The organism is Alterinioella sp. B-7 (assembly GCF_056857775.1).
Map to the genome: position 1 here is coordinate 530,485 of NZ_JBSXNT010000039.1, position 21,545 is coordinate 552,029.

At 68.3% G+C, this 21,545-nt stretch carries 22 protein-coding genes; 8 read left to right on the plus strand and 14 right to left on the minus strand.

Going from position 1 to position 21,545, the window contains the following annotated elements; all coding sequences use genetic code 11:
• From AC13C7_RS17550 to AC13C7_RS17560, 3 genes are read right to left on the minus strand one after another with little or no spacing between them, the layout of a single operon-like run.
• Positions 1-1,398, minus strand: a complete 1,398-nt coding sequence (locus AC13C7_RS17550) for an FAD-binding oxidoreductase (protein WP_482868232.1) — start codon at positions 1,396-1,398, stop codon at positions 1-3.
• A complete protein-coding gene (locus AC13C7_RS17555) occupies positions 1,395-2,705 on the minus strand; it encodes an amidohydrolase family protein (RefSeq protein ID WP_482868233.1) in 1,311 nt (436 codons plus the stop codon). The genes AC13C7_RS17550 and AC13C7_RS17555 overlap by 4 nt, the downstream gene beginning before the upstream one ends.
• Positions 2,702-3,478 (minus strand): creatininase family protein, encoded by a 777-nt coding sequence (locus AC13C7_RS17560; RefSeq protein WP_482868234.1) that lies wholly within the window; start codon positions 3,476-3,478, stop codon positions 2,702-2,704. The genes AC13C7_RS17555 and AC13C7_RS17560 overlap by 4 nt, the downstream gene beginning before the upstream one ends.
• Before the next feature lie 130 nt (positions 3,479-3,608).
• On the opposite strand from AC13C7_RS17560, the gene AC13C7_RS17565 reads away from it, so the two are divergent.
• On the plus strand, positions 3,609-4,370 hold the full coding sequence (locus AC13C7_RS17565; RefSeq protein WP_482868235.1) for an IclR family transcriptional regulator: 762 nt from the start codon (positions 3,609-3,611) through the stop codon (positions 4,368-4,370).
• 4 nt (positions 4,371-4,374) lie between these two features.
• Here the strand turns inward: AC13C7_RS17565 and AC13C7_RS17570 are convergent, their stop codons facing one another.
• Positions 4,375-5,934, minus strand: a complete 1,560-nt coding sequence (locus AC13C7_RS17570; protein WP_482868236.1) for a hydantoinase B/oxoprolinase family protein — start codon at positions 5,932-5,934, stop codon at positions 4,375-4,377.
• Positions 5,931-7,565, minus strand: a complete 1,635-nt coding sequence (locus AC13C7_RS17575) for a hydantoinase/oxoprolinase N-terminal domain-containing protein (protein ID WP_482868237.1) — start codon at positions 7,563-7,565, stop codon at positions 5,931-5,933. Before AC13C7_RS17575 ends, AC13C7_RS17570 begins: the two co-directional genes overlap by 4 nt.
• Positions 7,566-7,768: 203 nt before the next feature.
• On the opposite strand from AC13C7_RS17575, the gene AC13C7_RS17580 reads away from it, so the two are divergent.
• On the plus strand, positions 7,769-8,650 hold the full coding sequence (locus AC13C7_RS17580) for a LysR family transcriptional regulator (protein WP_482868238.1): 882 nt from the start codon (positions 7,769-7,771) through the stop codon (positions 8,648-8,650).
• Here AC13C7_RS17580 and AC13C7_RS17585 read toward each other — a convergent pair.
• From AC13C7_RS17585 to AC13C7_RS17600, 4 genes are read right to left on the minus strand one after another with little or no spacing between them, the layout of a single operon-like run.
• Positions 8,590-9,174: a hypothetical protein gene (locus AC13C7_RS17585; RefSeq protein ID WP_482868239.1), complete on the minus strand. Its 585-nt coding sequence runs from the start codon at positions 9,172-9,174 to the stop codon at positions 8,590-8,592. The genes AC13C7_RS17580 and AC13C7_RS17585 overlap by 61 nt on opposite strands.
• Before the next feature lie 3 nt (positions 9,175-9,177).
• The gene (locus AC13C7_RS17590) at positions 9,178-10,629 is read right to left on the minus strand and encodes a glutamine synthetase family protein (protein WP_482868240.1); all 1,452 of its coding nucleotides are present in this window, start codon (positions 10,627-10,629) and stop codon (positions 9,178-9,180) included.
• Positions 10,630-10,638: 9 nt separating this feature from the next.
• Positions 10,639-11,859 (minus strand): aromatic ring-hydroxylating oxygenase subunit alpha, encoded by a 1,221-nt coding sequence (locus AC13C7_RS17595; RefSeq protein ID WP_482868241.1) that lies wholly within the window; start codon positions 11,857-11,859, stop codon positions 10,639-10,641.
• Positions 11,856-12,236: a Rieske 2Fe-2S domain-containing protein gene (locus AC13C7_RS17600; protein ID WP_172318132.1), complete on the minus strand. Its 381-nt coding sequence runs from the start codon at positions 12,234-12,236 to the stop codon at positions 11,856-11,858. The genes AC13C7_RS17595 and AC13C7_RS17600 overlap by 4 nt, the downstream gene beginning before the upstream one ends.
• 157 nt (positions 12,237-12,393) lie before the next feature.
• Here AC13C7_RS17600 and AC13C7_RS17605 point away from each other — a divergent pair, with 157 nt between their 5' ends.
• From AC13C7_RS17605 to AC13C7_RS17630, 6 genes are read left to right on the plus strand one after another with little or no spacing between them, the layout of a single operon-like run.
• Positions 12,394-13,569 (plus strand): substrate-binding domain-containing protein, encoded by a 1,176-nt coding sequence (locus AC13C7_RS17605; RefSeq protein ID WP_482868242.1) that lies wholly within the window; start codon positions 12,394-12,396, stop codon positions 13,567-13,569.
• A 58-nt stretch (positions 13,570-13,627) separates the two neighbouring features.
• Entirely contained in the window at positions 13,628-14,392 is a 765-nt protein-coding gene (locus AC13C7_RS17610; protein WP_482868243.1) for an ABC transporter ATP-binding protein, read from the plus strand.
• Positions 14,385-15,107: an ABC transporter ATP-binding protein gene (locus AC13C7_RS17615; protein WP_482868244.1), complete on the plus strand. Its 723-nt coding sequence runs from the start codon at positions 14,385-14,387 to the stop codon at positions 15,105-15,107. Before AC13C7_RS17610 ends, AC13C7_RS17615 begins: the two co-directional genes overlap by 8 nt.
• Positions 15,107-16,138 (plus strand): branched-chain amino acid ABC transporter permease, encoded by a 1,032-nt coding sequence (locus AC13C7_RS17620; RefSeq protein ID WP_482868445.1) that lies wholly within the window; start codon positions 15,107-15,109, stop codon positions 16,136-16,138. The genes AC13C7_RS17615 and AC13C7_RS17620 overlap by 1 nt, the downstream gene beginning before the upstream one ends.
• 1 nt (position 16,139) lies before the next feature.
• Positions 16,140-17,192, plus strand: a complete 1,053-nt coding sequence (locus AC13C7_RS17625) for a branched-chain amino acid ABC transporter permease (protein WP_482868245.1) — start codon at positions 16,140-16,142, stop codon at positions 17,190-17,192.
• Positions 17,114-17,956 (plus strand): alpha/beta fold hydrolase, encoded by an 843-nt coding sequence (locus AC13C7_RS17630; RefSeq protein ID WP_482868246.1) that lies wholly within the window; start codon positions 17,114-17,116, stop codon positions 17,954-17,956. Before AC13C7_RS17625 ends, AC13C7_RS17630 begins: the two co-directional genes overlap by 79 nt.
• A 2-nt stretch (positions 17,957-17,958) precedes the next feature.
• Here AC13C7_RS17630 and AC13C7_RS17635 read toward each other — a convergent pair whose 3' ends face one another.
• The 5 genes from AC13C7_RS17635 to AC13C7_RS17655 are packed head-to-tail and all read right to left on the minus strand — an operon-like array spanning position 17,959 to position 21,474.
• The gene (locus AC13C7_RS17635) at positions 17,959-18,315 is read right to left on the minus strand and encodes a hotdog family protein (protein ID WP_214647412.1); all 357 of its coding nucleotides are present in this window, start codon (positions 18,313-18,315) and stop codon (positions 17,959-17,961) included.
• Positions 18,315-18,668 carry a MaoC family dehydratase gene (locus AC13C7_RS17640; RefSeq protein WP_172318116.1) on the minus strand — a complete coding sequence of 118 codons (354 nt, stop codon included), beginning with the start codon at positions 18,666-18,668 and terminating at the stop codon, positions 18,315-18,317. Before AC13C7_RS17640 ends, AC13C7_RS17635 begins: the two co-directional genes overlap by 1 nt.
• Positions 18,661-20,142, minus strand: coding sequence for a class I adenylate-forming enzyme family protein (locus tag AC13C7_RS17645; RefSeq protein WP_482868247.1), 1,482 nt, complete (start codon positions 20,140-20,142; stop codon positions 18,661-18,663). The genes AC13C7_RS17640 and AC13C7_RS17645 overlap by 8 nt, the downstream gene beginning before the upstream one ends.
• Positions 20,135-20,887, minus strand: a complete 753-nt coding sequence (locus tag AC13C7_RS17650; protein ID WP_482868248.1) for an enoyl-CoA hydratase/isomerase family protein — start codon at positions 20,885-20,887, stop codon at positions 20,135-20,137. The genes AC13C7_RS17645 and AC13C7_RS17650 overlap by 8 nt, the downstream gene beginning before the upstream one ends.
• Complete coding sequence (locus AC13C7_RS17655; protein WP_482868249.1) at positions 20,884-21,474, minus strand: TetR/AcrR family transcriptional regulator; 591 nt, start codon at positions 21,472-21,474, stop codon at positions 20,884-20,886. The genes AC13C7_RS17650 and AC13C7_RS17655 overlap by 4 nt, the downstream gene beginning before the upstream one ends.
• Positions 21,475-21,545 lie beyond the last annotated feature (71 nt).

Sequence of the window (21,545 nt, forward strand, 5' to 3'; positions counted from 1 at the left end):
TCAATCCTCACCCGCCGTCGCGCCGAAAAGATAGCTCCGCCCCGCCTCAGGCACCCAATCGGGGTTGTCCCAGGCGATCATCTTGCCGGGGTTGAGCAGCCCCTTGGGATCGGTCCGGCGCTTGAATTCCAGCTGCGCGGGGTCGGTCTCCTTCATACCGCCTTCCTCCAGCGTGACGCGGTGCGGGTTGAAGACGGTCAGGCCAAGCTCCTCCTCCAGGATGGTGACGATCCGCTCCAGCCGCGCCTCGTCGGTGTAGCGGACCAGGGGCAGGGCGACGGCGCGGACCTTTCCTTCGATGCGGGTGAACTCGATATGGATCATCACCTCGTCGGCGAAGCGGTTCTTGATCGCGGCGACCTGGCCGCTGACATCTTCGCCGAACATCATTTGCAGATAGGTGATGGAGGGATCGACCTTGAGGGCGCGAAGCGTGGTGTGGTTCCAGCCGATCTCGTACAGCTCGGGAAACCGGCCCTCCTGCGCGCCGTCGCGGTAGCGTACGGTTCCGCCCATTTTTCCCACCAGCGCCTCGAACGCCGGCAGGGTCTGCGCCGAGACATAGACCGCCACCAGCGCCTCGCCGGGGTCGGTCAGCTTGCGGTGGCGCAGGAAATACGCCTCGGCGATACCGGGCTCGAAGAGCGAGATCATGCGGTTCAGGATGTCCGGGTCATCGCCGCAGGCAAACGCAAAGGCCAGCGCCGCCTGCGTATCGGGCAGCCCCACCAGAACCTCGTGCCACGCCGTCGCGGGGTCGATCGGCAGCTCCACCTCGGTGATCACGCCGTTGACGCCATAGGCATGGGCGGCCTTGTGAACATCGGCGCCGGTCAGCTCGATCACCTGCGGTTCGGCCTCCATGGTCAAGAGGCGCAGGCGGTGGATATTGGCCGGGTTGCGCAAGCCGCCCCACCGGATCGCGCCCACCCCGCTGGAGCCGCCCGCGATGAAGCCGCCGATGGTCGCGGTCGCCACGGTCGAGGGAAAGAGGCGGATCTCCTGCCCCGTCGCGCGCGCCTCGGTCTCGATCTCGGCAATGATCGCGCCGGGCCCGGCAATGACGCGCCCCGTGCCGATCTCGATCCGGTTCAGCCGTTCGGTCAGCAACACGCAGCCGCCCTTCAGCGGCATGGCCTGCCCGTAATTCCCGGTCCCCGCGCCGCGCACCGTCACCGGCACGTCAAAGCGGAAACAGGTGGCGAGGATGGCGCGCAGCTCACCCTCGCTCTCGGGCGTGGCCAGGAAATCGGCCCGCACATCGGCCAGTTGCCGTTTCAGGATCGGGGAATACCAATAGAAATCCCGGCTCTTGCGCTCGACCGGCCCCGTGGCGGTCTCGACCGCGATACCCTGCGCCGTCAGCGCGTCGATACAGTCCGGGATCCGCGCGGTCATGATGCGGCCTCCTTGCGGGGCAGGTCGCGCAGCGTGCTCTGCGCGCTCTCGCGGCCCCCGATCAGGATGGTCCGATCCTCGGGCCGGGTGGTCAGGATGCCGCTCCAGTTGCGGGCCGGTAGCAGGACCAGGTCGGCGGCAGCCCCGGCCCGGACACTGCCCGCCCCGCCGAGGCCGAGCATGTCGGCGGCCACATCGGTAACGGCGCGGAGCCAGCCGCCGAGATCGTCATCCAGATGCAGCGAATAGGCGGCGTCGGCGAAGAGGTTCAGCAAGTCGTAGCCGCCGAAGGGAAAGAAGGCGTCGCGCACATTGTCGGTGCCGAAGACGACCGGCACGCCGCGCGCGGCAAGCTCGTGGATCGGCGCCATGCCGCGCCGCGTGGGCGTGCGCCCCGCCTGCCGGTCCTGCAAATAGAGGTTTGTGCGCGGCAGTGACGCCACAGCGATGCCGGAGCGGGCGATCACATCCACCGCGCGGTCAAGCTCCTCCGCGTCCATCAGGCCAAGCCGACAGGTATGGCCCGCCAGGACGCGGCCGGCGAACCCGGTACGCAACACCGACTCGGCCAGCGCGACCGTGGCCGAGGGCACTGCGCGCAAATGCTCATCGACGTGGAAATCCACGTCCAGCCCGTGCCGTTCTGCCCCCGTCAGGAACGCATCCAGCAGGTCAGGATCGGCCCCGGCCGGGCCAATGAACGCCCCCAGAACGCCGCCCGCGCGCGCCACCTGCGCGCAGCGCGTGTCGAAATCATCCGCCCTGGTGCGGTCAAGGGCCGCCAGCGCGACCGGCGTGATCTGCATCCGGCCCGCGAACGCCTCCGCCACTTCGGAAATCGCGCGCCAGCCCGGTTGCTCCTCGGGCAGGTCCATGCAGTCGATATGGGTCCGCATCGCGCCGACGCCTGCCGTCAGCGCCTCCTTGACCGCGCGGGACATCCGGGCCGCGTAATGCGCATCGTCCCAATCGCGCATCGCCGCGCCCATGGTGCCGATCGCGCCCATCAAGGTGCCGTCGCCCGCGCCGGTCTCCGCGATCGTGTCGGATTTGTCGAGGTGGACATGCGGTTCGATGAGGCGCGGCAGCGCGGTCCAGCCCCCGGCGGGCACCTGCAACGCCTCCGCGATTTCGCCAGGGGCGCAGATGCGACCGGCGGCGACCCCCAGGCTGGTCCGCACGAGGCCCCCCTCCATCCCGCCGGTCATCGCGATACCGGGCAGGTCGCGCAGCAGCGCCTGCGGCACGGCGATGTCGTGCAGGATGTAGGGTTGCGGGGCCTGCGGAAGGGGCAGAGGCGCGCTCACGGGGCGCTCCAATCCGGCTGATGCGCTGCGATTTCATCGAACAGCGCGCCAAGCCGCGCGGCGGCGGTCTCGACGATGACCTTGCCCGCCTCGGCGCTGGCAGCGGCGGCATTGCCCGCGACCCCCTCGGCATGCAGATCGCGCGCGGTCCAGCCGGTCGAGACCGCGCCGAGGAACCGCAGATGCGTGTAGGTCTCGGCCATGATCCGGTTGGCCGAGGCGAAATCGCGGGCCTTCTCCATATCGACCAGATCGGGATGCAGATGCAGCATCGCCGCCGTCTCCATAAAGCCGCCGTGAATGTCGTCGATCCGCGCGCCTTCGGGGTGGTCGCCGATGCCAAGCGCCATCCAGCCAAGCGTCGAAGCGAAGAGGTCATGCCTGATCCGCGCGCGGCGTATGGCGGTGTGCAGCGCCGGGAGATTGCCGCCATGGCCGTTGATGAAGACCAGCTTGGCGATACCCGCCCCGGCGACGCCCCGCGCCACGGCCATCAGCGCGGCGATCATCTGTTCCGTCTCAAGGGTCAGCGTTCCGGGCCAGTCGTGATGTTCCTCCGACACCCCGAGGGAGAGGGTTGGCATCAGGTAGACCCGCGCCGTTTGCGCCTTGGCCGCGCCGCGTTCGGCCAGCGCCTCGGCCAGCAGGTGGTCGGTGCCGAGCGGCAGGTGCGGCCCGTGCTGCTCCACCGCCCCCACAGGCACCACCGCGACCGCATCGGGCGGGGCGGGGAAATCTGAACTGCGTAGGCGGGACCAGCGATACAGGTTCATGGAGTATTCGTTTATCGAAGTTTCATTCGGTATCAGCATCGCGCAGCTTGCCCGCCAAGGCAACCCGTCGCGCGCGCGGCGGCTCGAATGTCTTGCAAATGCGCAGGAAACGGGCAAAGGATCGGGCGAAATGACCAATTCCGCAACACCCCCCCCGCCCGAGGCAGGCCAGCGAATCGCCGAGGATTCCGAGATTTCGCTGACCTTTCGCAAGGGGATGCAGGTGATGCAGGCCTTCGACGGCAAGGACCGGTTGATGAGCCTCGCCGAGATCGCCCGCAAGGCCGGTCTGAACCCCGCCGTCACCCGCCGGTTGGTGCGCACGCTGTTGCAGAACGGAATGCTGATCGAGAAGGGCCAGCGTTACGAGATGACGGTCGGCGTGATGCGGCTGGCGCGCGGGTTTCTCGACGGTCACGGCGTCGCGCAGGTGATCCAGCCGATCCTGCGCAAATCCGCCGCCAAGATCGGCGAGAACATCTCCTTTGCGCTCAGGGATGGGCCCGAGGCGATCTATGTCGCCCATGCCTATCTGCCCGGCCAGTTCACGCTGAACATGATCTCGGTCGGCACCCATGTGCCGCTGGACCGCACCGCGACGGGCCACGCGATCCTGGCGCATCTGGACCCCGCCGACTGGCCCGAGGGCTGCGATGCCGACGCGCTCGCGCCCTCGCTGGACAGCACCCGCCAGCGCGGCTTCGCCTTTCTCGATTCCGGGCTGGTGACCGGCGTGACCTCGATTGCGGTGCCGGTCTTTTCCGCCGCGCGGCAGGTCACGGGGGCGATCTCGATGCTGTTTCCGACCGGGCGCTACACCCCTGACCAGACGCCGCAGCCGATCATCGACGAGATGCGCCAATGCGCCATCGACATCGGCACCACGCGCTGATCCGTCAGGCGGCGCCATACCCCGCCCCGCCACAGCTTTCCACGATCAGTCGGTCGCCCCGGTCCAGCACCACCGCCGAACGCGGGCCCAGGATCTCGACCGCGCCGCCCGCCCGCCGGATCTGCGCCGCAGCCGGTTTCGGCGCGCCGCCCCCCGCGGACCCTTCCGGCACCCGCTGGAACCGCTCGCCCCGGATCGAGACCGCGATGCCGTCCGACAGCGCCTCATAGACCCGCCGCACCCCGTCGCCGCCGGGAAAGCGCCCCGCCCCGCCCGAGCCGCGCCGCCGCTCGGCGCTGATCATGCGGATCGGCAGTTCCGCCTCGATGATCTCCACTGGCGTGTTGCGCGCATTGCCCACATCGGTCGAGGTGCCATGCGCGCCGGGTGCGTCCGGGCCCCCGCCCGCCCCGCCCGCGACGATCTCGGTCGCCAGAAAGCGCGCGCCATCCGGCCCCTGTCCCGAAAACGCGATCACATAGGCCATGCCGCAATTGGCCGCCGGACGGCGCTTGGGGTCCATGCCCGCCAATGCCGCCAGCACGGTCGAGGTGATCGCCCGGACCATGTTGGTGCGCGCGTTGACCGGGGCGGGCGGCGCGGCGTTCACGACGCTCGCCTCGGGCAGGACCAGGCGCAGGCAACGCAACAAGCCGCCATTGCGCGGGGCACCCTCTGGCAGCAGCGTCAGCATCGCGTAGAGCAGGGCGGAGAGCGGCCCCGACGCGACGCAATTGATCGGCGCGGGAACCTGCGGCGAGGATCCGGTGAAGTCGGCGATCAGCCCGTCGGGTGCCACCGTCAGGCGCACCGACACGCTTGAGGTGCCAAGGGCGGCGTCGGGGTCCAGCCCATCCGTCGCGCTTGCCTCGGCCCTTGCCAGCCCCGCGAGCGCGGCCAGCGTCTCGGCCTCGCCTCTGTCCAGCAACTCGCCCGCCGCACGCAGAAACCCATCCACGCCGAGGTCACCCACGATCCGCCGCAGACCCGTCACCGCCGTCAGCGCCGCTGCGATCTGCGCGTCCAGATCGGCCAGCACCGTCTGCGGCACCCGGCTGTTGGCCGCGATCAGCCCGCGCATTTCCCCGGACAGGCGATGGTCCGCGCCCGCCCGCATCACCGGCAGGCGCAGCCCCTCCTGCGCGATCTCGGTCGCATCGGGCGGCACCGATCCGGGGCGCGTGCCGCCGATATCCTGATGGTGCAGCAGGCTGGCCGCGACACCGATCAACCGCCCTTGCGCAAAGACCGGCAGCATCACCGCGATATCGGGCAGATGCGTGCCGCCCGAATAGGGATCGTTCGCCAGGAAGATATCCCCCTCGCGCATCCCCTCCGCCGGGTAACGCGCGAAAAGCGCCTGAACCTGTCCCGGCAGCGCGCCCAGAAGCAGCGGGATCGCCTCCGACATCGCCAGCAACTCGCCGCCCGCGGTGAACAGCGCCGAGGCGCAATCCGCCGCCTCCCGCGCGACCGGAGAGACCGCCGTGTCCAGCAGCATCCGCTGCATGGCTTCGGCCAGCCCATCCAACCGCATCTGCAAGATCCGGCCCGCCTGCGTCATCCGCCTACCCTTTCCAGCCGCGTGCCGCCGGGGATCGCAATGGCGCGCCAGCCCTTCGGGGCCACCACCTCGTCCTCGCCCATGTCCCGCGCGAACGCGCCGGTCAGATCGTCCGTCCGCGTGCAAAGCTGCGTCACATGCCCCGGCCCCTGCGGCGCGATCCCGTAACGGGCGCGATAGGCGGCGTGATAATCCTCGGCCAACCCCTCGGGTCGCTCGGGATCGACGGCCACCTCAAGCTCCGGCATCCTTGGGCGCGGCGCGATGCGGGCGTGGACGGTGCCTTCGCCCTCCGCTCTCAGCACATTTCCCGTCACGTCGTCCAGCGCCGCGTCGATCCGGGTGACAGTCTCGCGGCGCCTCGGGGCCTGCGCCAGCCCCACCGCCCCGGCGATGGCGGGCAGATGCGGCAGCACGACCTGGGACAGCCCAAGCACCTCGACGATCCCCGGCCCCATCAACGCCCCGGCCCCGCCGGTCAGCACCAGGCCCGCGCGGGTCGGGTCGGTATTGCGACGGGTGGCGTGACGGGTGATCGCCTCGGCCAGCGCCTGAGACGCCACGCCAAGCAGCTGTGCCGCCTCCGACGCTGAGCAATCGCTCTGCCCCGGCATCAACCCGGCCGCGATCAGCGCGTCATCCAGCGTGTAGCGTGACCCGGCCACGGCTTGCGCACCGCCGATCGCAAGGCTTTCCAGATCGACGCGGCCCCCCCGGATCGGCAGCCCCGCCAGCACGCCCCCTTCGGTCAGGGCAGGGGCACCGCCGCGCACCAGCGCGATGTCCGTGGTGCGTGACCCGATATCGAGCGCGACCGCGTCACCCTCCGCCGCCAGCGCCGCCGCCCGGAGCGACGCCGCAGGCCCGCCCGCGATCAGCGGCACCAGCGACGTTGGCGCCGCCGTCAACACGCCGCGCCCGTCGCCCCAGACCCATCGGCCCGCAAACCCCGCCCCCCGCAGCCGCGCCCGAAGCGCGTCCAGCGCGGGCAAGGCCGTGATCCGCAGCCAGGCGTCCAGAACGGTCGAGACCGTGCGTTCGAACTCGCGCGGCTCAGGGTCGATCCGGTGCGACAGGCTGACGGTCAGGCCGGGGGCCGCCGCGATCAGCGCCTCGGCCACGGCGCGTTCATGGCGGCCATCGACATGGGCATGCAGCAGGCAGACCGCTACCGCCGTGATCCCCCGCGCGGCGAAGCCCTCGGCGATCCGCGCGACCTGGCCTTGATCGACCGGCGACAGCTCCCCGCCCCCGGCATCCATCCGGGCCGAGACCCCCTCGACACAGTCGATGAGGTGGTCGGGCGTTGCCACCCGCGTCACCGGATCGTAGAGCGACAGGCGGTCCTGCCGGCCCAAAACGGCGACATCCTCGAACCCGGCACTGGCGATCAGCCCGATCTGCGGCAGGCCGCCACCCTGCGCGTCATGCAGGCAATTGAGAAACCCGGTCGAGGCGATGCGAATTTCGGCAAGCGCCCCCGGCGCGATACCCAGGCCCCGCAGCCCCGCCACCACATCCTCGGACAGATCGCCGCCCACCGGCTCCTTGGCGTGACCGATCACGCCGCCATCCCCCCAGGCCAGCATGTCGATGAACCGCGCGCCGACATCCACACCGAGCCGCGTCATGCGACCTCGATCCGCACGGGCCGCGACGCGGTATCCCGCGTGCCCCCGCCGCGAAACATCAGCGGCGCGGCGGTCAACAGGATCGGTGGCGGATCGGTCCCGGCGCGCATGCCATCCCTTGCCTCTTCTCGGATGGCTTGATTGTTCGGTCCCGCCTGTCAAAATGCAAACGAATATACCTCACCTTCGCATAAGAAAATCTGATGAAGATCACCCTGCGCCAGATCCGCGCCTTTGCCGCCGTTGCCGAAACCCAGGGCTTCACCACGGCGGCCGAGCGGCTGAACCTGACGCAATCGGCGGTCAGCATGCTGGTGCGGCAATTGGAGGAGATCCTCGGGCTTGAATTGTTCATCCGCACCGGGCACGGCGTGATGCTGACCGAGTTCGGCGACCAGGCCCGCCCGGTCTTTGCCCGTGTCATGGCCGATCTAGAGGGCGTGCAGGACGCGGCGCAGGGGCTCAGGGCGCTCAGCCGGGGCACCTTGCGGCTGGCGCTGACGCAGGTTCTGGCGGCGACATGGTTGCCGGGTGTCCTAGACCGGTTCAGCCGCGACCATCCCGGCGTCGCGCTGGAGATCGCCGACATTACCGGCGACCGGATCGTGCAGGCCATCGCGCGCGACGAGGCCGAGATCGGCATCGGCCCCGCGCGCAGCCACGGGCCCGAAATGGTCTCGATCCCGCTCTGGCGGGTGCCGATCCGGCTGGTGACGCCGCGCGGGCAGGGCACAGGGCAGGAAGGGCGGCAGTGGATCCACTATTCCGACGAGTTCCGCGTCCTGCTGGAACAGGCCCACCAGTTGCACGAGGAGGGGGGCAGCGCGATCCGGGTGCGCAGCCTGATCCCGGCGCTGGCGATGATCGGACGGGGGCGCTACGTGACCGCCGCGCCCTCCTATGCCGCCGGTTTCGCGGAGCAGTTCGACATCGCCTTTCACGATTTCCCCGATCCCGCCGTCACGCAGGAGTTCATGATCTACCTGCGCCGCGACCACGCGCTTTCCCCCGCCGCGCGCGCCTTTCAGGAGATCGCGGTGTCCGCGCCGCCGATGGGGGCGACACGGCTGGAGGTGACCAGATAGCGCCCCGGTATCGGCGCACGAGGCGCCCCGAAGACAGCAAGCCGATCCGCCCAAACGATCCCCTCCGCCTCGGGCAAAGGCCCCCAGAGCGACGCCCCTGATCCCGCCTCCGCGCCCGCCGTCAAATCAACCTCGGCCGGTTTGCAGGCCCCGTTCCCCGCCCCCGGCCAGCCGACGCCGTGCAGGAACGCCGGTTCCGCCAGCCGCGTCATCGGGTCCAGCCTTGCGCCATCCGATCCACCCGCCAGCCAGCGCCATTGGCCCTGCGCGCGCATCCGCATCCCCTCGCCATCGTGCCAGAGCCAGAGCATCAACCAATCAATCAGCCCCGCCCGCCCCGCGCGGATGGTCAGCGGCACCGGCGCATCCTCGGGCAGGCCCGGAAACGCCGCGACCGGCGCCTGCGTCAGCGAGACCAGCGCCGCGTCGAACCCGTTTCGGGCCATCATCTGCGCCAGCGACACGCGCAGCGGGAAATAGCCGTCGATCGTGTCCTCGAAGATGCGGGCGTCGGTTGGGGGCATGGCTCAGAACAGTCCGAAATATTCCTGATGCTCCCAGTCCGAGACGGTCATCAGGTAGCGATCCCATTCCGCGCGTTTCAGCGTCACGAGGTAATCGACCACACCCTCGCCAAGCGCCTTGCGGTAGAACGCTGATCCCTCGAACGCCTCGACCGCCGCGATCAGGCTGCGGGGCAGGGGGGTGCCGGCCTCGGTATAGGGCGTCTCGCTCGGGCGGGGCGCGGGCTCACCCGCCTCGATCCCCGAGAGCCCTGAGAGGATCTGCGCGGCAAAGGCGTAATGCGGGTTCGCGGTGGTATCGGCGACACGGTTTTCCACGCGCGAGGCATCGTCGCCGGGGGCCAGCAGCGCGCGCAGCATCGCGCCGCGGTTATCCGCGCCCCATTGCACCGAGTTGGGGGCCAGCTGGAACGGCGCAAAGCGCTTGTAGCCGTTCACCGTCGGATTGGTCAGCAGGCAGGACTCGGCGGCATGTTTCAACAGCCCCGCGATCCAGCCGCTGGCGGCTTGTGTCAGCGCGCCGTCCGGCCCCGGCATAAACATCGGCTTGCCGGTCCCCGCGTCCTGCAAGGATTGATGAATATGCCAGCCATTCGCGGCGGCATTGGGCAGGTTCGGCTTGGCCATGAAACTGGCATGCAGCCCGCGTGTGTGGCAGACCTCCTTCACCATGGTGCGGAAGAGGACGAAGCGATCCGCCTGCACCTGCGGGTCCGACGGGTCGAAGGTGAACTCGAACTGGCTCGGCCCCATCTCGATCTCCATCGAGCGGGGGCGCAGCCCAAGCCCCTCGGCCATCCGCCGCAGATGATCCAGCAGCCCCTCGACCTCGGCGTAGCGGGTCTCGGTCAGGTATTGGTAGCCCTGCGTCAGGTTGCGCGTCTGAACCGGCGCACCGGGCATGGTGGCCTGCGCATGGGTCAGCGCGGGGTCCAGCCGCTCGAACACCTGGAACTCCACCTCCAACCCGAAAAGCGCGCGATACCCTGCGCCCTCCAGCTTGCCCACGGCATCGGCCAGAACCGCGCCCGAGGAAAACGAGACCGGCGCGCCCGACCGGTGGCAGACATCGCAGAGCAGGATCGCGGAATGTGGCGACCAGGGCAGCGGAAAGAAGCGCGCGGGGTCGGGCCACAAGATCACGTCGCCCGCGCCGCCAAAGGGCTGATCGGCGACCGAGACACCCGCGCTCCAGACCGGGAACACGGTGCGGTGCGAGGTGTCTTTCAGAAGCAGCGTCGAGGGCACGCCGATGCCGGAAGTGAAGGCCGAGGCCAGCGCGCGGGCCACGATGGTCTTGCCGCGCAGGATGCCGTGCTGGTCGGCAAAGACCATGCGGATGGTCTCCAGCCCGGTCTCCTCGACCTGCGCCAGCAACGCCTCAGCCGCCGCAATCGCGGCCCCATCGTAGCGGCCCGCGCGGGTCAGGGCCGCCGTGAAATCATCCGAATCCATAACAGCCCCTCAGACCGTGGCGTCCCAGGGGCACTCTGCCCGACGCGCCAGATCGGCCGCGCGGCTGGCCGATTTCCAGTCATCCGTCGCGGCGATGGAATCGTTCGACAGCGGCCCGACCAGGCGCGTCACGTCAGCGCCGCGCATCGGCAAAGCACCCTCGTCGCCCTCCTCGACCGCCTTGATCGCCTGCCGCAGCATCCGGCGATACCGGATGATCGCCACGTCGCTGCGGCCCAGGTGTTCCTGCGTGCGGTCCTGGATCGCGCCCATGCCTTCCACTGCCCATTGGTCATGCACGTTGATGTCCAGCCCCATGCCGGTATAGGTCAGCCGCTCCTGCTCCGCCGGGTCGTAGTGATAGTTGTTCTCGCGGTTCTTCAAGGGCGCATAATCCGGCAGGCGGTGTTCCTTCAGGCGCTGCGCGCGCATCACCTCCTTGTTGACGGGATTCTTGAAGCTGGTGAAGACGGTGTACCAATAGCAATTCTCGTCATCGACCGGCACATGCCATTGCGTGATCGTCATCTCGCGCGACATCGGGATGCAGATCGCCTCGGGGAAGATCTGGTTGGTCACGCGCACATGGGTCAGGTCGTTCGCCATGTGGCGCAGCGCGGTGATCCTGAGGCCGTAATCGGTCTCGTCGACCTGGATGTCGGGGCGCGGGTATTCGCGCAGAACCTGCGTCATCGGCATGTCGGTATGGGCCGCCTTGTCGCGGAACTGCTGGCCGTATCCCTCCTCGGGGTCGGCATCCTCCAGGAACCGGTGCAGGTAGGAGGCATGCGCCGGGTCGATCCCGATTTCCAGCGCCTGCAGCCAGTTGCAATGCCACAGCCCCTTGAAGGCGAAGACGTGATCCTCGGGCGCGCGGAAGCAGTCGAAATTCGGGAAGGCCGGTGGGTCACCGGGTCCGAGATAGGCAAAGACCACACCCGCGCGTTCGACCGCCGGGTAGCGCGGGCCGCCCTGCACCTCGCGGATGTCGCCGCTGGCGGGGTGGTGCGTCGGGGCCTCGGACGGGTCGGCCTGCCGCGTGATGAGCGTAAGCCCGCCATTTTCGCGGATCAGCGCCAGCCGTTCGCCCATCAGGTTCACCGGCACCGGGACATCGCCCTGCACCTCGTCGCTCAGCGCGGCGGGCTGCCAATAGCGCCGCAGCACGGCGCCCGCCTGGGTTTCCGGGCCGATCCGGGTGATCTGGTCGTTAAGCTCCTGGCTGATCATCTGCGTTCCCCTTCCGAGACCTGGGCGAAAATGACGCCGCCCTCTTCGCGCACCGGCACCATCGGCACCTTGATCTGGGTGTGCATGGTCGAGCCCTCGGGTTCCGCAGGCTGTTCGACACATTGCCCGGTGCGATCAAAATGCCAGCCATGGAACGGACAGCGCAAGCCGTTATCCTCAAGCCGCCCGAAACACAGATCGGCACCGCGATGCGGGCAGTTGCGCCCGATCAGGCCAAGCTGGCCTTCGTCGTCGCGGAAAAGCACATAGCGCTGCCCCGCCAGCGTCACCGGCATCACCGCGCGGCCCGTGTCCAGTTCAGAGCTGCTGGCGATCCGGGTCCAGCGGACGGTTTGCGTTTCGGGATGCGATGTCATGGGGTGCCTCGGGGGGTGTTTCTATATCCGAAGATTTGTTCGCAATAGGACGGTAGGCCAGGTTGCACGACAGGTCAACGCCGCGCCATTTCTTGACATGAATAATGATTCATGTTTCATAAACGTGGAGGAGACCCAAGGGAGAGGAACTCAAGACATGAAACGGACATTTTCGGCCGCGCTGCTGGCCTCGGTCGTGGCGACTCCGCTCGCCGCCGAGATCCGCATCGGCCATATCTACGGCCAGACCGGCGCGCTGGAGGCCTATGCCGCCCAAAGCCACACCGGGCTGATGCTGGGGCTGGAATATGCCACCGGCGGCACGATGGAGGTGAACGGCGAGCCGATCAGCGTGCTGGAATACGACACGCAGCTTGACCCCGCCCGCGCTCGCGCGTTGCTGGCCGAGGCCTATGGCGATGACGAGGTGCATATCGCGGTCGGCCCGGTGTCTTCTGGCGTGGCGCTGGCCATGCTGCCCGTGGCCGAGGAATACGAACAGATCCTGATCGTGGAACCGGCGGTCGCCGATTCGATCACCGGCGCGAACTGGAACCGCTATATCTTCCGCACCTCGCGGAACTCCTCGCAGGACGCCATTTCCAACGCCATCGCCCTGGGCGAAGAGGGCGTCGCCATCGCCACGCTGGCGCAGGACTACGCCTTTGGCCGCGACGGCGTTTCGGCCTTTGCCGAGGCGCTGGAGGGCACCGGGGCCGAGATCGTGCACCAGGAGTTTGTGCCGACCGACACCACCGATTTCACCGCCGCCGCCGAACGCATCTTCCAGGCCATGGCGGATGTCGAGGCCGAACGCCGCGTGCTCTTCATCATCTGGGCGGGCGGCGGCAACCCGATGGGCGCCTTGAACGCCATGGACCCCTCGCGCTTCGGGGTCGAGATCGCCACCGGCGGCAACATCCTGCCCGCGCTGGTGGCCTACCGCGACCTGCCGGGGCTGGAGGGCGCGACCTATTACTATTACGAGATCCCGCAAAACGAGGTGAATGACTGGCTGGTCGAGACGCATTTCGAACGCTTCGGCACCCCGCCCGATTTCTTCACAGCGGGCGGCATGGCGGCGGGCATCGCCATCGTCGAGGCGATCGAGGCCGCGGGCACGTATGAGGATACCGAGGCGCTGATCGCGGCGATGGAAGGCATGACCTGGGAAACCCCCAAGGGCCCGATGACCTTCCGCCCCGAGGATCACCAGGCGATGCAATCCATGTATCACTTCCGCATCGAGGTGCAGGAGGGCGTCGATTGGGGCGTGCCGGTCCTGGTGCGCGAGATCGAAGCGGGCGACATGGATGTGCCGATCCGCAACTGACCCTATTGGCCCGGCGGGGAGCCTCCCTGCCGGGCCGCCTTACCAGGATCTTCCCGACATGACCCGGACACTTCTGGAAACCACCGACCTCACGGTTCGGTTCGGCGGCCATGTGGCGGTCGATCGCGTCACCTGCGCCTTTCACGCGGGCGAACTGACCGCCATCGTCGGGCCGAACGGCGCGGGCAAGACGACCTATTTCAACCTCATCTCGGGTCAGATCGGCGTCAGCGCGGGCCGGGTGAAGCTGAAGGGCCAGGACGTGACGCGGTTCAACGTCTCGCGCCGCTGCAAGATGGGCCTTGGCCGCGCCTTCCAGCTGACCAACCTTTTCCCCGCGCTCAACGTGCTGGAAAACGTCCGCCTCGTGATGCAGTCGCGCATGGGCAAGGGGTTCAACCTCTTCACCACGGCGGCCAGCCATACCGAGATCACCGAGGCCGCGATGGCGGTGCTGTCCCGCGTGCGCCTCGACGGGTTGCGCGATCAGAAGGTCTCGGAACTCAGCCACGGCAACCAGCGCAAGCTGGAGGTGGCGATGCTGATCGCGCTAGACCCGGATGTCTACATGTTCGACGAACCCACGGCGGGGATGAGCGTCGATGAGGCCCCCGTGGTCCTCGACCTGATCGCCGAGCTGAAACAGGACCGGGACCGCACGATTCTGCTGGTCGAACACAAGATGGACGTGATCCGCAGCCTCGCCGACCGCATCATCGTGCTGCATAACGGCGCGCTGGTTGCCGATGGCCCGCCGGCCGAGGTCATGGCCTCGGACGTGGTGCAGGAGGCCTATATGGGCAAGGAACTGGCCGATGTCTGACCCCATCCTGACGCTCGACGCTATCGCCACCGACATTGCGCAATACCACATCCTGAAAGGTGTCGGTTTTCGGGTGCCGCGCGGGCAGGTCACCATGCTTCTGGGGCGCAACGGGGTCGGCAAGACCACCACCATGCGCACGATCATGGGCCTGCTGCGCAACAAATCCGGCCAGATCCGGTTCGACGGGCAGGAGATCGGTGCGCTGCCCGCCTCGGCGCGGGCGCGGGCTGGCATCGGCTATGTGCCCGAGGATATGGGCATCTTCACCGATCTGACGGTCGAGGAAAACATGGCACTCGCCGCCGCCTCCGGCCCCCCCGATCAGGCCCGTCTGGATTGGCTCTTCTCCGTCTTCCCGCCGCTCAAGACCTTCTGGCGCACCTCTGCGGGCAACCTCTCGGGCGGGCAGAAACAGATGCTCTCCATCGCCCGCGCCATGATAGAGGAGCGTCGCCTCTACCTGATCGACGAGCCGACCAAGGGCCTCGCGCCCGCCATTGTCGCCACCATGGTCGGTGCCCTGCGCGACCTCAAACGCCAGGGCGCATCCATCCTGCTGGTCGAACAGAATTTCGCCGTCGCCCGCGCGCTTGGCGACAAGGTTGTCGTGATGGATGACGGCCATGTCACATGGGAAGGCGACATGGGCGAGCTTGCAACCGATACCGGCCTTCAGGAACGCCTGATGGGCCTCAGCATGGAGGCCGGATGATGTCAGCCGCCCCCGATCACACCCCCACATTCGCGCGCCTCACGCTCATCGACCGGCTTGGCCGCGCCGCGCCCTATCTCCTGGTGCCGGTGCTGGTCGTGCTTGGCTTCGTCGCCATCGGCGCGCCGACAAGCTGGCTGACGCTGACGGTCTCGGGCCTCGCCATGGGGATGATGATCTTCATCATGGCCTCCGGCCTCACGCTGGTCTTCGGCCTCATGGACATCATCAATTTCGGCCATGGCGCGTTCATCTCTCTGGGCGCCTTCGTCGGGGTCTCGGTCCTCTTCGCGCTGCCGGGCTGGACCGATGCCGCCTCGCTGCCCCTCAACATCGCCGCGATCCTGCTGGCGATCCTCGCCGCGATGGTCCTGACCGGTGCGCTGTCCTGGGTGTTCGAGCGGGTGATCATCCGCCCGGTCTACGGCTCGCACCTGAAACAGATCCTGATCACCGTCGGCGCGCTCATCGTGCTGGAGGAGGCGATCCACGTCATCTGGGGCGGCGAGGAGATCTTCATGATCCGCCCCAGTGAACTGCGCGGCGCGATCACCTTCGCCGGGGCCGCGCTGGAGAAATACCGCATCCTCGCTGTGGTCCTCGGCCTCGCCATCTTCTTCGCCCTGCGCATGGTCCTGCGCCGCACCAAGATCGGCCTCATCGTGCGCGCGGGCGTGGAAAACCCCGACATGGTCGAGGCGCTCGGCTATCGGCTGAAGCTTGTCTTCATCGGCGTCTTCATCGCGGGGTCCGCGCTGGCAGGGCTCGGCGGGGTGATGTGGGCGCTCTACGAACAGGTCATCACCGCCGGCATGGGCGAGAATATGATGGTGCTGATCTTCATCGTCGTCATCATCGGCGGCCTCGGCTCGGTCGAGGGGGCCTTTGTCGGCGCGCTGCTGGTCGGCCTCCTGCAGAACTACGTCGCGTTTCTTGAGCCGAAACTGGCGCTCATTTCCAACATCGCCCTGATGACCGCGATCCTGCTCTGGCGGCCCGAGGGCATGATGCGCGTAGCGAAAGGACACTGATATGGGTCTCCGGCTTCTCTCGGGCGATGCGCCCCGTTCAGGCATCCTGTCCCTGCTGCTGATCGTGGTGTTCCTGGGCCTCGCCCTCGCGCCGTTCCTCTTTCCGGGGGTGCGCGCGTTGCACACGGCGGCGACGATCTGCGTCTTCATCCTGCTGGTCGCCTCCTATGACCTGCTCTTGGGCTATTCCGGCATCGTCAGCTTCGCGCACACGATGTTCTTCGGCCTCGGGGCCTATGGCGTGGCGCTGGCCTCGATCCATATGGGCCGGGGGTGGGACGCGCTGCTGGTCGGCACGCTGTCGGGCGCGCTGGCCGCGACGGTGCTGGCCTATGTGATCGGCCTCTTCTCGCTGCGCGTGCGCGCGATCTTCTTCGCCATGATCACGCTGGCGGTCGCCTCCGCCGTGGCGGTGCTGGTCAGCCAGCTGTTCCAGCTGACAGGCGGCGAGGATGGTCTGACCTACCAGATCCCGCGCGAACTGACCCCCGCCTTCCGGTTCGGAGAGGTCTTCGGCACCAACCTCAACGGGCGGCTCCTGAACTATTACCTGGTGTTCTTCGCCTGCCTCGCCCTGTTCCTGCTGCTCCTGCGGCTGGTCAATTCGCCCTTCGGACGGGTGCTGCAATCCATCCGCGAGAACGATTTCCGCGCCGAGGCCATCGGCTATCGTGTCGTGCATTACCGCACCGCCGCGACCTGCATGTCGGCGGCCATCGCCGCACTCGCGGGCAGTCTCTACGCGATCTGGCTGCGCTATGTCGGCCCCGACACGACGCTGAGCTTCGAGATCATGATCGACGTGCTTTTGATGGTGGTGATCGGCGGCATGGGCACGATGTATGGCGCGGTCATCGGGGCCACGATTTTCGTGCTGGCGCAGAACTACCTGCAAAACCTGATGGGCGTGGCGGCCGAGGCCACCGCAAACCTGCCGCTCATTCCCGACCTGATCGACCCGAACCGCTGGCTGATGTGGCTCGGTATCCTCTTCGTGCTCAGCGTCTATTTCTTTCCCTCCGGCATTGTCGGGCGGCTGAGGGCAGGGCGCTGAGCCCCCCCCAACCCATCCTGTTCCTGCATGGCTGGACGATGCGGGGGGCGATCTTCGATGACGTGATCGCGCGGCTCGGCCCCGGTTTCGACTGCGCCGCCCCCGACCTGCCCGGCCATGGCTGTGCCGCCACGCGCCCCGCCACGCTGGACGCCTGCGCCACCCTGGTTGCGCATAGCCTCGCGCGCTGGCCGGGGCAGCGCCCGCTGGTCGTGGGCTGGTCGATGGGGGCGGCGGCGGCCTGGCGCTACATCGCCCGGCGCGGAACGGGCAGGATCGGCGCGCTGATGACGATCGACATGAGCCCCCGGATGCAGCCCGCCCCCGACTGGCCGCACGGGCTGATCGGCCAGAACGCGGCCAGCATCGCCGCCACCACGGCCCGCTTCGCCGAGGATTGGGAGGGGGCCACCCACGGCATCGCCGCCACCATGTTCGCAAGCTCGGACGGCGCGCCGACCCTCACGCGTGAGGAGGCGCGCCAGGTGATCCTGACGCAGGATCCCGGCCAGATGCGGCGGCTGTGGCAGGATATGGTGACAATGGACCTGCGTGGCGTGATCGGGCAGATCGACCGCCCCTACCTCGTCGCCTCGGGCGCGAAAAGCCGCGTCTATCCCGGCAGCGCCGCCGACTGGATCGCCGAAGCCGCCCCGCACGCGCGCCGCCACGTCTTTGCCCATTCCGGCCATTCCCCGCATCTGGAGGAACCCGAGACCTTCGCCCGAACCGTTCAGGACTTCGCCACCCTGATCCCGGCCTGACCTCAGGCCCCCACATCCTTGACCTTCACCAGCGCGCGGCCCGCGCAGATGACGGTGCTGTCGGGCGCGGTGCAGCTTGCCCAGAGGTCGACCAGGTGCTTATCGGGCCTTACCTTCGTCACCTCGACCGTCGCGGTCAGGTCCGTGTTCAGCGGCGCGGGGGCGCGGAAATCCAGCTCCTGTTTGAGGTAGTTGGTCCCCGACCCCGGCAGGCGCACCCCCAGAAGGTAGGAGAACAGCGCCGCGATCAGCGGCTCGGGCACATGTGGCCCCGGCGCGGCCCCGGCCAGATCGGCGAACTCCGTCAGGTCGGCCTCCGTGTAGCTGCGCGTCACCTCGGCGCGATCGCCCACCTGCATCACGCCACCTCCGTTTCGGCCAGCAAGAGCTCGGCATCGTCGGCGCGGCGGAAGGCGCGCAAGGTCAGCGTGCCGGGCACATCGCCGGTCACGCGCAGCACCACCTCCTCGCCCGCGTAGCAGGGGTTGGGGAACATCATCGCCTGGTTGATCTGCCGCAGGCCGGGGGTGTGGCGCTGCACCATGCCCCAGAATTTCGCGTAGATCAGCATGCCGTGGCTGACGGTGCGGCCAAAGCCCGTGCGTGCCGCGAAATCCTCATCGACATGGATCGCATTGTCATCGCCCGAGACCGCCGCGAAGGCGTCGAACTCGGCCTGCGTCGGCAGCCAGGTTTCCGTCAGATCAAGCATCGAAAAGCCTCCTCAACTCGGGCTTGCGGATTTTTCCGGCGGCGGTGCGGGGGAAGTCCCCGACCAGCCGCAGATGGGCAGGCACCTTGTAACCCGCCAGCCTCTCCCGGCACCAGGAACGCAAAGCCTCCGCCTCCAGTTCCGCGCCGGGGCGCAGCAGGACGAAGGCGGCGCCGGTCTCGCCCCATTTCTTGTCCGGCACGCCGATCACGGCAACCTCCAGGATCGCGGGATGCGTGTCCAGCACCCGCTCGACCTCCGCCGGATAGACGTTTTCGCCGCCCGAGATGAACATGTCCTTGATCCGGTCGACGATGTAGTAATATCCCTCCGCGTCGCGCCGCCCGACATCGCCGGTGGCCAGCCAGCCATCCTCGGTAGAGGCCGCCGCCGTCGCCTCCGGGTTCTCGTAGTAGCCGGGCGTGATGTTCGGCCCGCGCAGCTGCAATTCGCCCTCGCCGGGGCTGCCCTCCGCGACCCCCGCCAGCCGCACCTCAGTCAAGACCTGCGCCTTGCCGACCGAGCCGATCTTCTCCGAGGCATGGTCCGGGTCCATCAGGAACACGGTCGGCCCGGTCTCGGTCATGCCCATCCCGTTCAGCACGTCGAGGCCGCGTTCGGCGAAGAACCGGATCAGCGGCTCGGACAGGGGCGCTCCGCCGCAGCCACAGCGCACGCCGCGCCAGTCGATGCGGTCGATGCCCTCGGTCAGCGAAAACGCCTGGTAGATCGCGGGCACGCCGAAGAACTGCGTCACCGCGCCCTGGCCGATCAGGTCCAGCAGGGTGGCGGGCTCGAACCTCGGCAGGATGGTCGAGGAAGCACCATTGAGGAACACCGGCAGCGTGTAGAGGTTGATCCCCGCGGTATGAAAAAGCGGCAGGAAATTCACCGAGCGGTCGGCCCCGGTCAGCCCGATCGCCTGGCCGATATTGATCGCATTGGCCCAGGCCATGCGCGCCGTCTGGATCACCGCCTTGGGCCGCCCCGTGGTGCCGGAGGAAAACAGCAGATACCAGGGCCGTGTCGCCGGGATCTGGTCCCGCAACGCAGGCCCGCCCGCGTCGATCCAGTCTGCCAGCCCGTCCTCGATGCCGATGGTCTGCGCGCCGATGGCCCCGGCAACCTCACCCGCCAGCGCCGCATGGTCCGCGTCATGCAAGATCGCCTTGACCCCGATGGGCCCAAGCGTGTCGGCCAGTTCCGGCGCGGGTTGGCGCCAGTTCAGCGGGCAGAGGATCACGCCCGCCTTCTGGCAGGCAAAGAGCGTCAGGAAGACCTCGACCCGATTGAGGCACAGGATCGCCAGCCGGTCGCCCGCCGTGATCCCCTGCACCTGCAGCCCCTCGGCAATCGCATCGGCGGCGGCGTTGACCTCTGCGAAGCTCCAGTCCCGGCCCTGGTCGTGGAAGGCCAGCGCATCCGGCGCGATCTCGGCCCGTTTCAGGGCCATGTCGGGGATGTGGTCAAGCATCCGTCCGCGCCCCTTCGCCCAGGAACCGCGCCATGCCCTCGCGTGTCTCGGGTCGTCCGATCAAGGCACGAAAGGCCCGCGTTTCCGCCTCTAGCCGCGCCGTTAACGCCGCCATCCGCGCACCGTCCCAGATCAGCCGCTTTGCCGCCAGTGCGGGCGCAATCCTCATCCCGGCCAGCATCTCCGCCGCGCGCTCCTCGGGCGCCTCATGCACCTCGCGCGCCAGCCCCGCCTGCACCAGATCCGCCGCCGAAGCCCGTGCATCGGACAGGAGCCAATCTTGCGCCGCGCCCGCGCCGATCCGCTCGGGCAGCAGCGCGGTCCAGCCGCCATCGGGGGCAAAGCCCACCTGCGCGTAATAGGGCTGCACGAAGGCATCCGGCGCCAACACGGCCAGGTCGCTGGCAAAGAGCAGCCCCGCGCCGCCGCCCGTGATCGCCCCCCGCGCGGCGACGGCGAAGATCACCGGCATCTCGACCATCCGCCGCAGCGCATCCTGCAACAGCGGCACCACCGCGTCGGCATGGGCCTCGGGGTTTGCCGCCCGGAAGAACGCCGCCACATCGCCGCCCGAACAGAAGTTCCGCCCGCCCGCGATCACCGCCCGATCCGCGTCGGAGGCGTCCAGCGCATCCAGCCCCGCATGAAACTCGCGCAATATCCCCGGCTCAAGCGCATTGGCGCGCGGCCCGCACAGGGTCAGGCGAAAGACGCCCTCCGCCCCGGCCTCGGCCCGCACCTTCATGGCGCGAGGCCCCGGCAGATCATGCGATGCGCCTCCTCGACGACATGCTCGATATCGGGGGCGTCGTCCCATAACACGAACCGGTCGCCAAGCGCCTTGGCCATGCCCATCAGCGCCCAGGCCCGGACCTCGGCATCGCCGGGGCTGACCTCGCCGCGCGTCTCGGCCTCGCGCAGGCCGGTGGCGTAGCCTTCCGCGAAGCCCGAGAAATAATCCTGATAGGCCTCCGGGTCGGCAAAGCGCGCCTCCTCGACGATGCGGTAAAGCGCCGGGCGCGCGGCGACGAAGCGCAGGAACGCCTCCAGCCCCGCGCGTTCCGCCGACAGCCGGTCGGGCGCCTTGGCGATGGCCCCGGCCACCTGCGCCCTCGTGGCATGGCCCATCTCCTGCACCAGTTCGCGGAACAACTCTTCCTTGCTGGCGAAATAGATATAGAATGTGCCAAGCGCCGTCTCCGCCCCGCGCGTAATGTCGGCGATGGAGGCGGCAGAGAACCCGCGCGCGCCGATCACCTGCTCGGCCGCGTCCAGGATCTGCGCCCGCCGGGCCTGACCCCGCTTGGTCTTGGGAAGGGTGGGTTTGTCCATGGATACATGAATACTGATTCATGTTTCATTTGGCAAGCCGTCACGGCGCGTGTCGCAAAGAGGCAAGACCG

What these genes read in the sequence shown, in the direction of transcription:
- AC13C7_RS17560 (WP_482868234.1), bottom strand. Translation starts at nt 3,478, where the DNA reads ATGAACCTGTATCGCTGGTCCCGCCTACGCAGTTCAGATTTCCCCGCC.
- AC13C7_RS17565 (WP_482868235.1), top strand. Translation starts at nt 3,609, where the DNA reads ATGACCAATTCCGCAACACCCCCCCCGCCCGAGGCAGGCCAGCGAATC.
- AC13C7_RS17645 (WP_482868247.1), bottom strand. Translation starts at nt 20,142, where the DNA reads ATGCTTGACCACATCCCCGACATGGCCCTGAAACGGGCCGAGATCGCG.
- AC13C7_RS17605 (WP_482868242.1), top strand. Translation starts at nt 12,394, where the DNA reads ATGAAACGGACATTTTCGGCCGCGCTGCTGGCCTCGGTCGTGGCGACT.
- AC13C7_RS17615 (WP_482868244.1), top strand. Translation starts at nt 14,385, where the DNA reads ATGTCTGACCCCATCCTGACGCTCGACGCTATCGCCACCGACATTGCG.
- AC13C7_RS17575 (WP_482868237.1), bottom strand. Translation starts at nt 7,565, where the DNA reads ATGACGCGGCTCGGTGTGGATGTCGGCGCGCGGTTCATCGACATGCTG.
- AC13C7_RS17550 (WP_482868232.1), bottom strand. Translation starts at nt 1,398, where the DNA reads ATGACCGCGCGGATCCCGGACTGTATCGACGCGCTGACGGCGCAGGGT.
- AC13C7_RS17590 (WP_482868240.1), bottom strand. Translation starts at nt 10,629, where the DNA reads ATGGATTCGGATGATTTCACGGCGGCCCTGACCCGCGCGGGCCGCTAC.
- AC13C7_RS17600 (WP_172318132.1), bottom strand. Translation starts at nt 12,236, where the DNA reads ATGACATCGCATCCCGAAACGCAAACCGTCCGCTGGACCCGGATCGCC.
- AC13C7_RS17610 (WP_482868243.1), top strand. Translation starts at nt 13,628, where the DNA reads ATGACCCGGACACTTCTGGAAACCACCGACCTCACGGTTCGGTTCGGC.
- AC13C7_RS17655 (WP_482868249.1), bottom strand. Translation starts at nt 21,474, where the DNA reads ATGGACAAACCCACCCTTCCCAAGACCAAGCGGGGTCAGGCCCGGCGG.
- AC13C7_RS17580 (WP_482868238.1), top strand. Translation starts at nt 7,769, where the DNA reads ATGAAGATCACCCTGCGCCAGATCCGCGCCTTTGCCGCCGTTGCCGAA.
- AC13C7_RS17640 (WP_172318116.1), bottom strand. Translation starts at nt 18,668, where the DNA reads ATGCTTGATCTGACGGAAACCTGGCTGCCGACGCAGGCCGAGTTCGAC.
- AC13C7_RS17585 (WP_482868239.1), bottom strand. Translation starts at nt 9,174, where the DNA reads ATGCCCCCAACCGACGCCCGCATCTTCGAGGACACGATCGACGGCTAT.
- AC13C7_RS17620 (WP_482868445.1), top strand. Translation starts at nt 15,107, where the DNA reads ATGTCAGCCGCCCCCGATCACACCCCCACATTCGCGCGCCTCACGCTC.
- AC13C7_RS17570 (WP_482868236.1), bottom strand. Translation starts at nt 5,934, where the DNA reads ATGACGCAGGCGGGCCGGATCTTGCAGATGCGGTTGGATGGGCTGGCC.
- AC13C7_RS17595 (WP_482868241.1), bottom strand. Translation starts at nt 11,859, where the DNA reads ATGATCAGCCAGGAGCTTAACGACCAGATCACCCGGATCGGCCCGGAA.
- AC13C7_RS17625 (WP_482868245.1), top strand. Translation starts at nt 16,140, where the DNA reads ATGGGTCTCCGGCTTCTCTCGGGCGATGCGCCCCGTTCAGGCATCCTG.
- AC13C7_RS17635 (WP_214647412.1), bottom strand. Translation starts at nt 18,315, where the DNA reads ATGCAGGTGGGCGATCGCGCCGAGGTGACGCGCAGCTACACGGAGGCC.
- AC13C7_RS17650 (WP_482868248.1), bottom strand. Translation starts at nt 20,887, where the DNA reads ATGAAGGTGCGGGCCGAGGCCGGGGCGGAGGGCGTCTTTCGCCTGACC.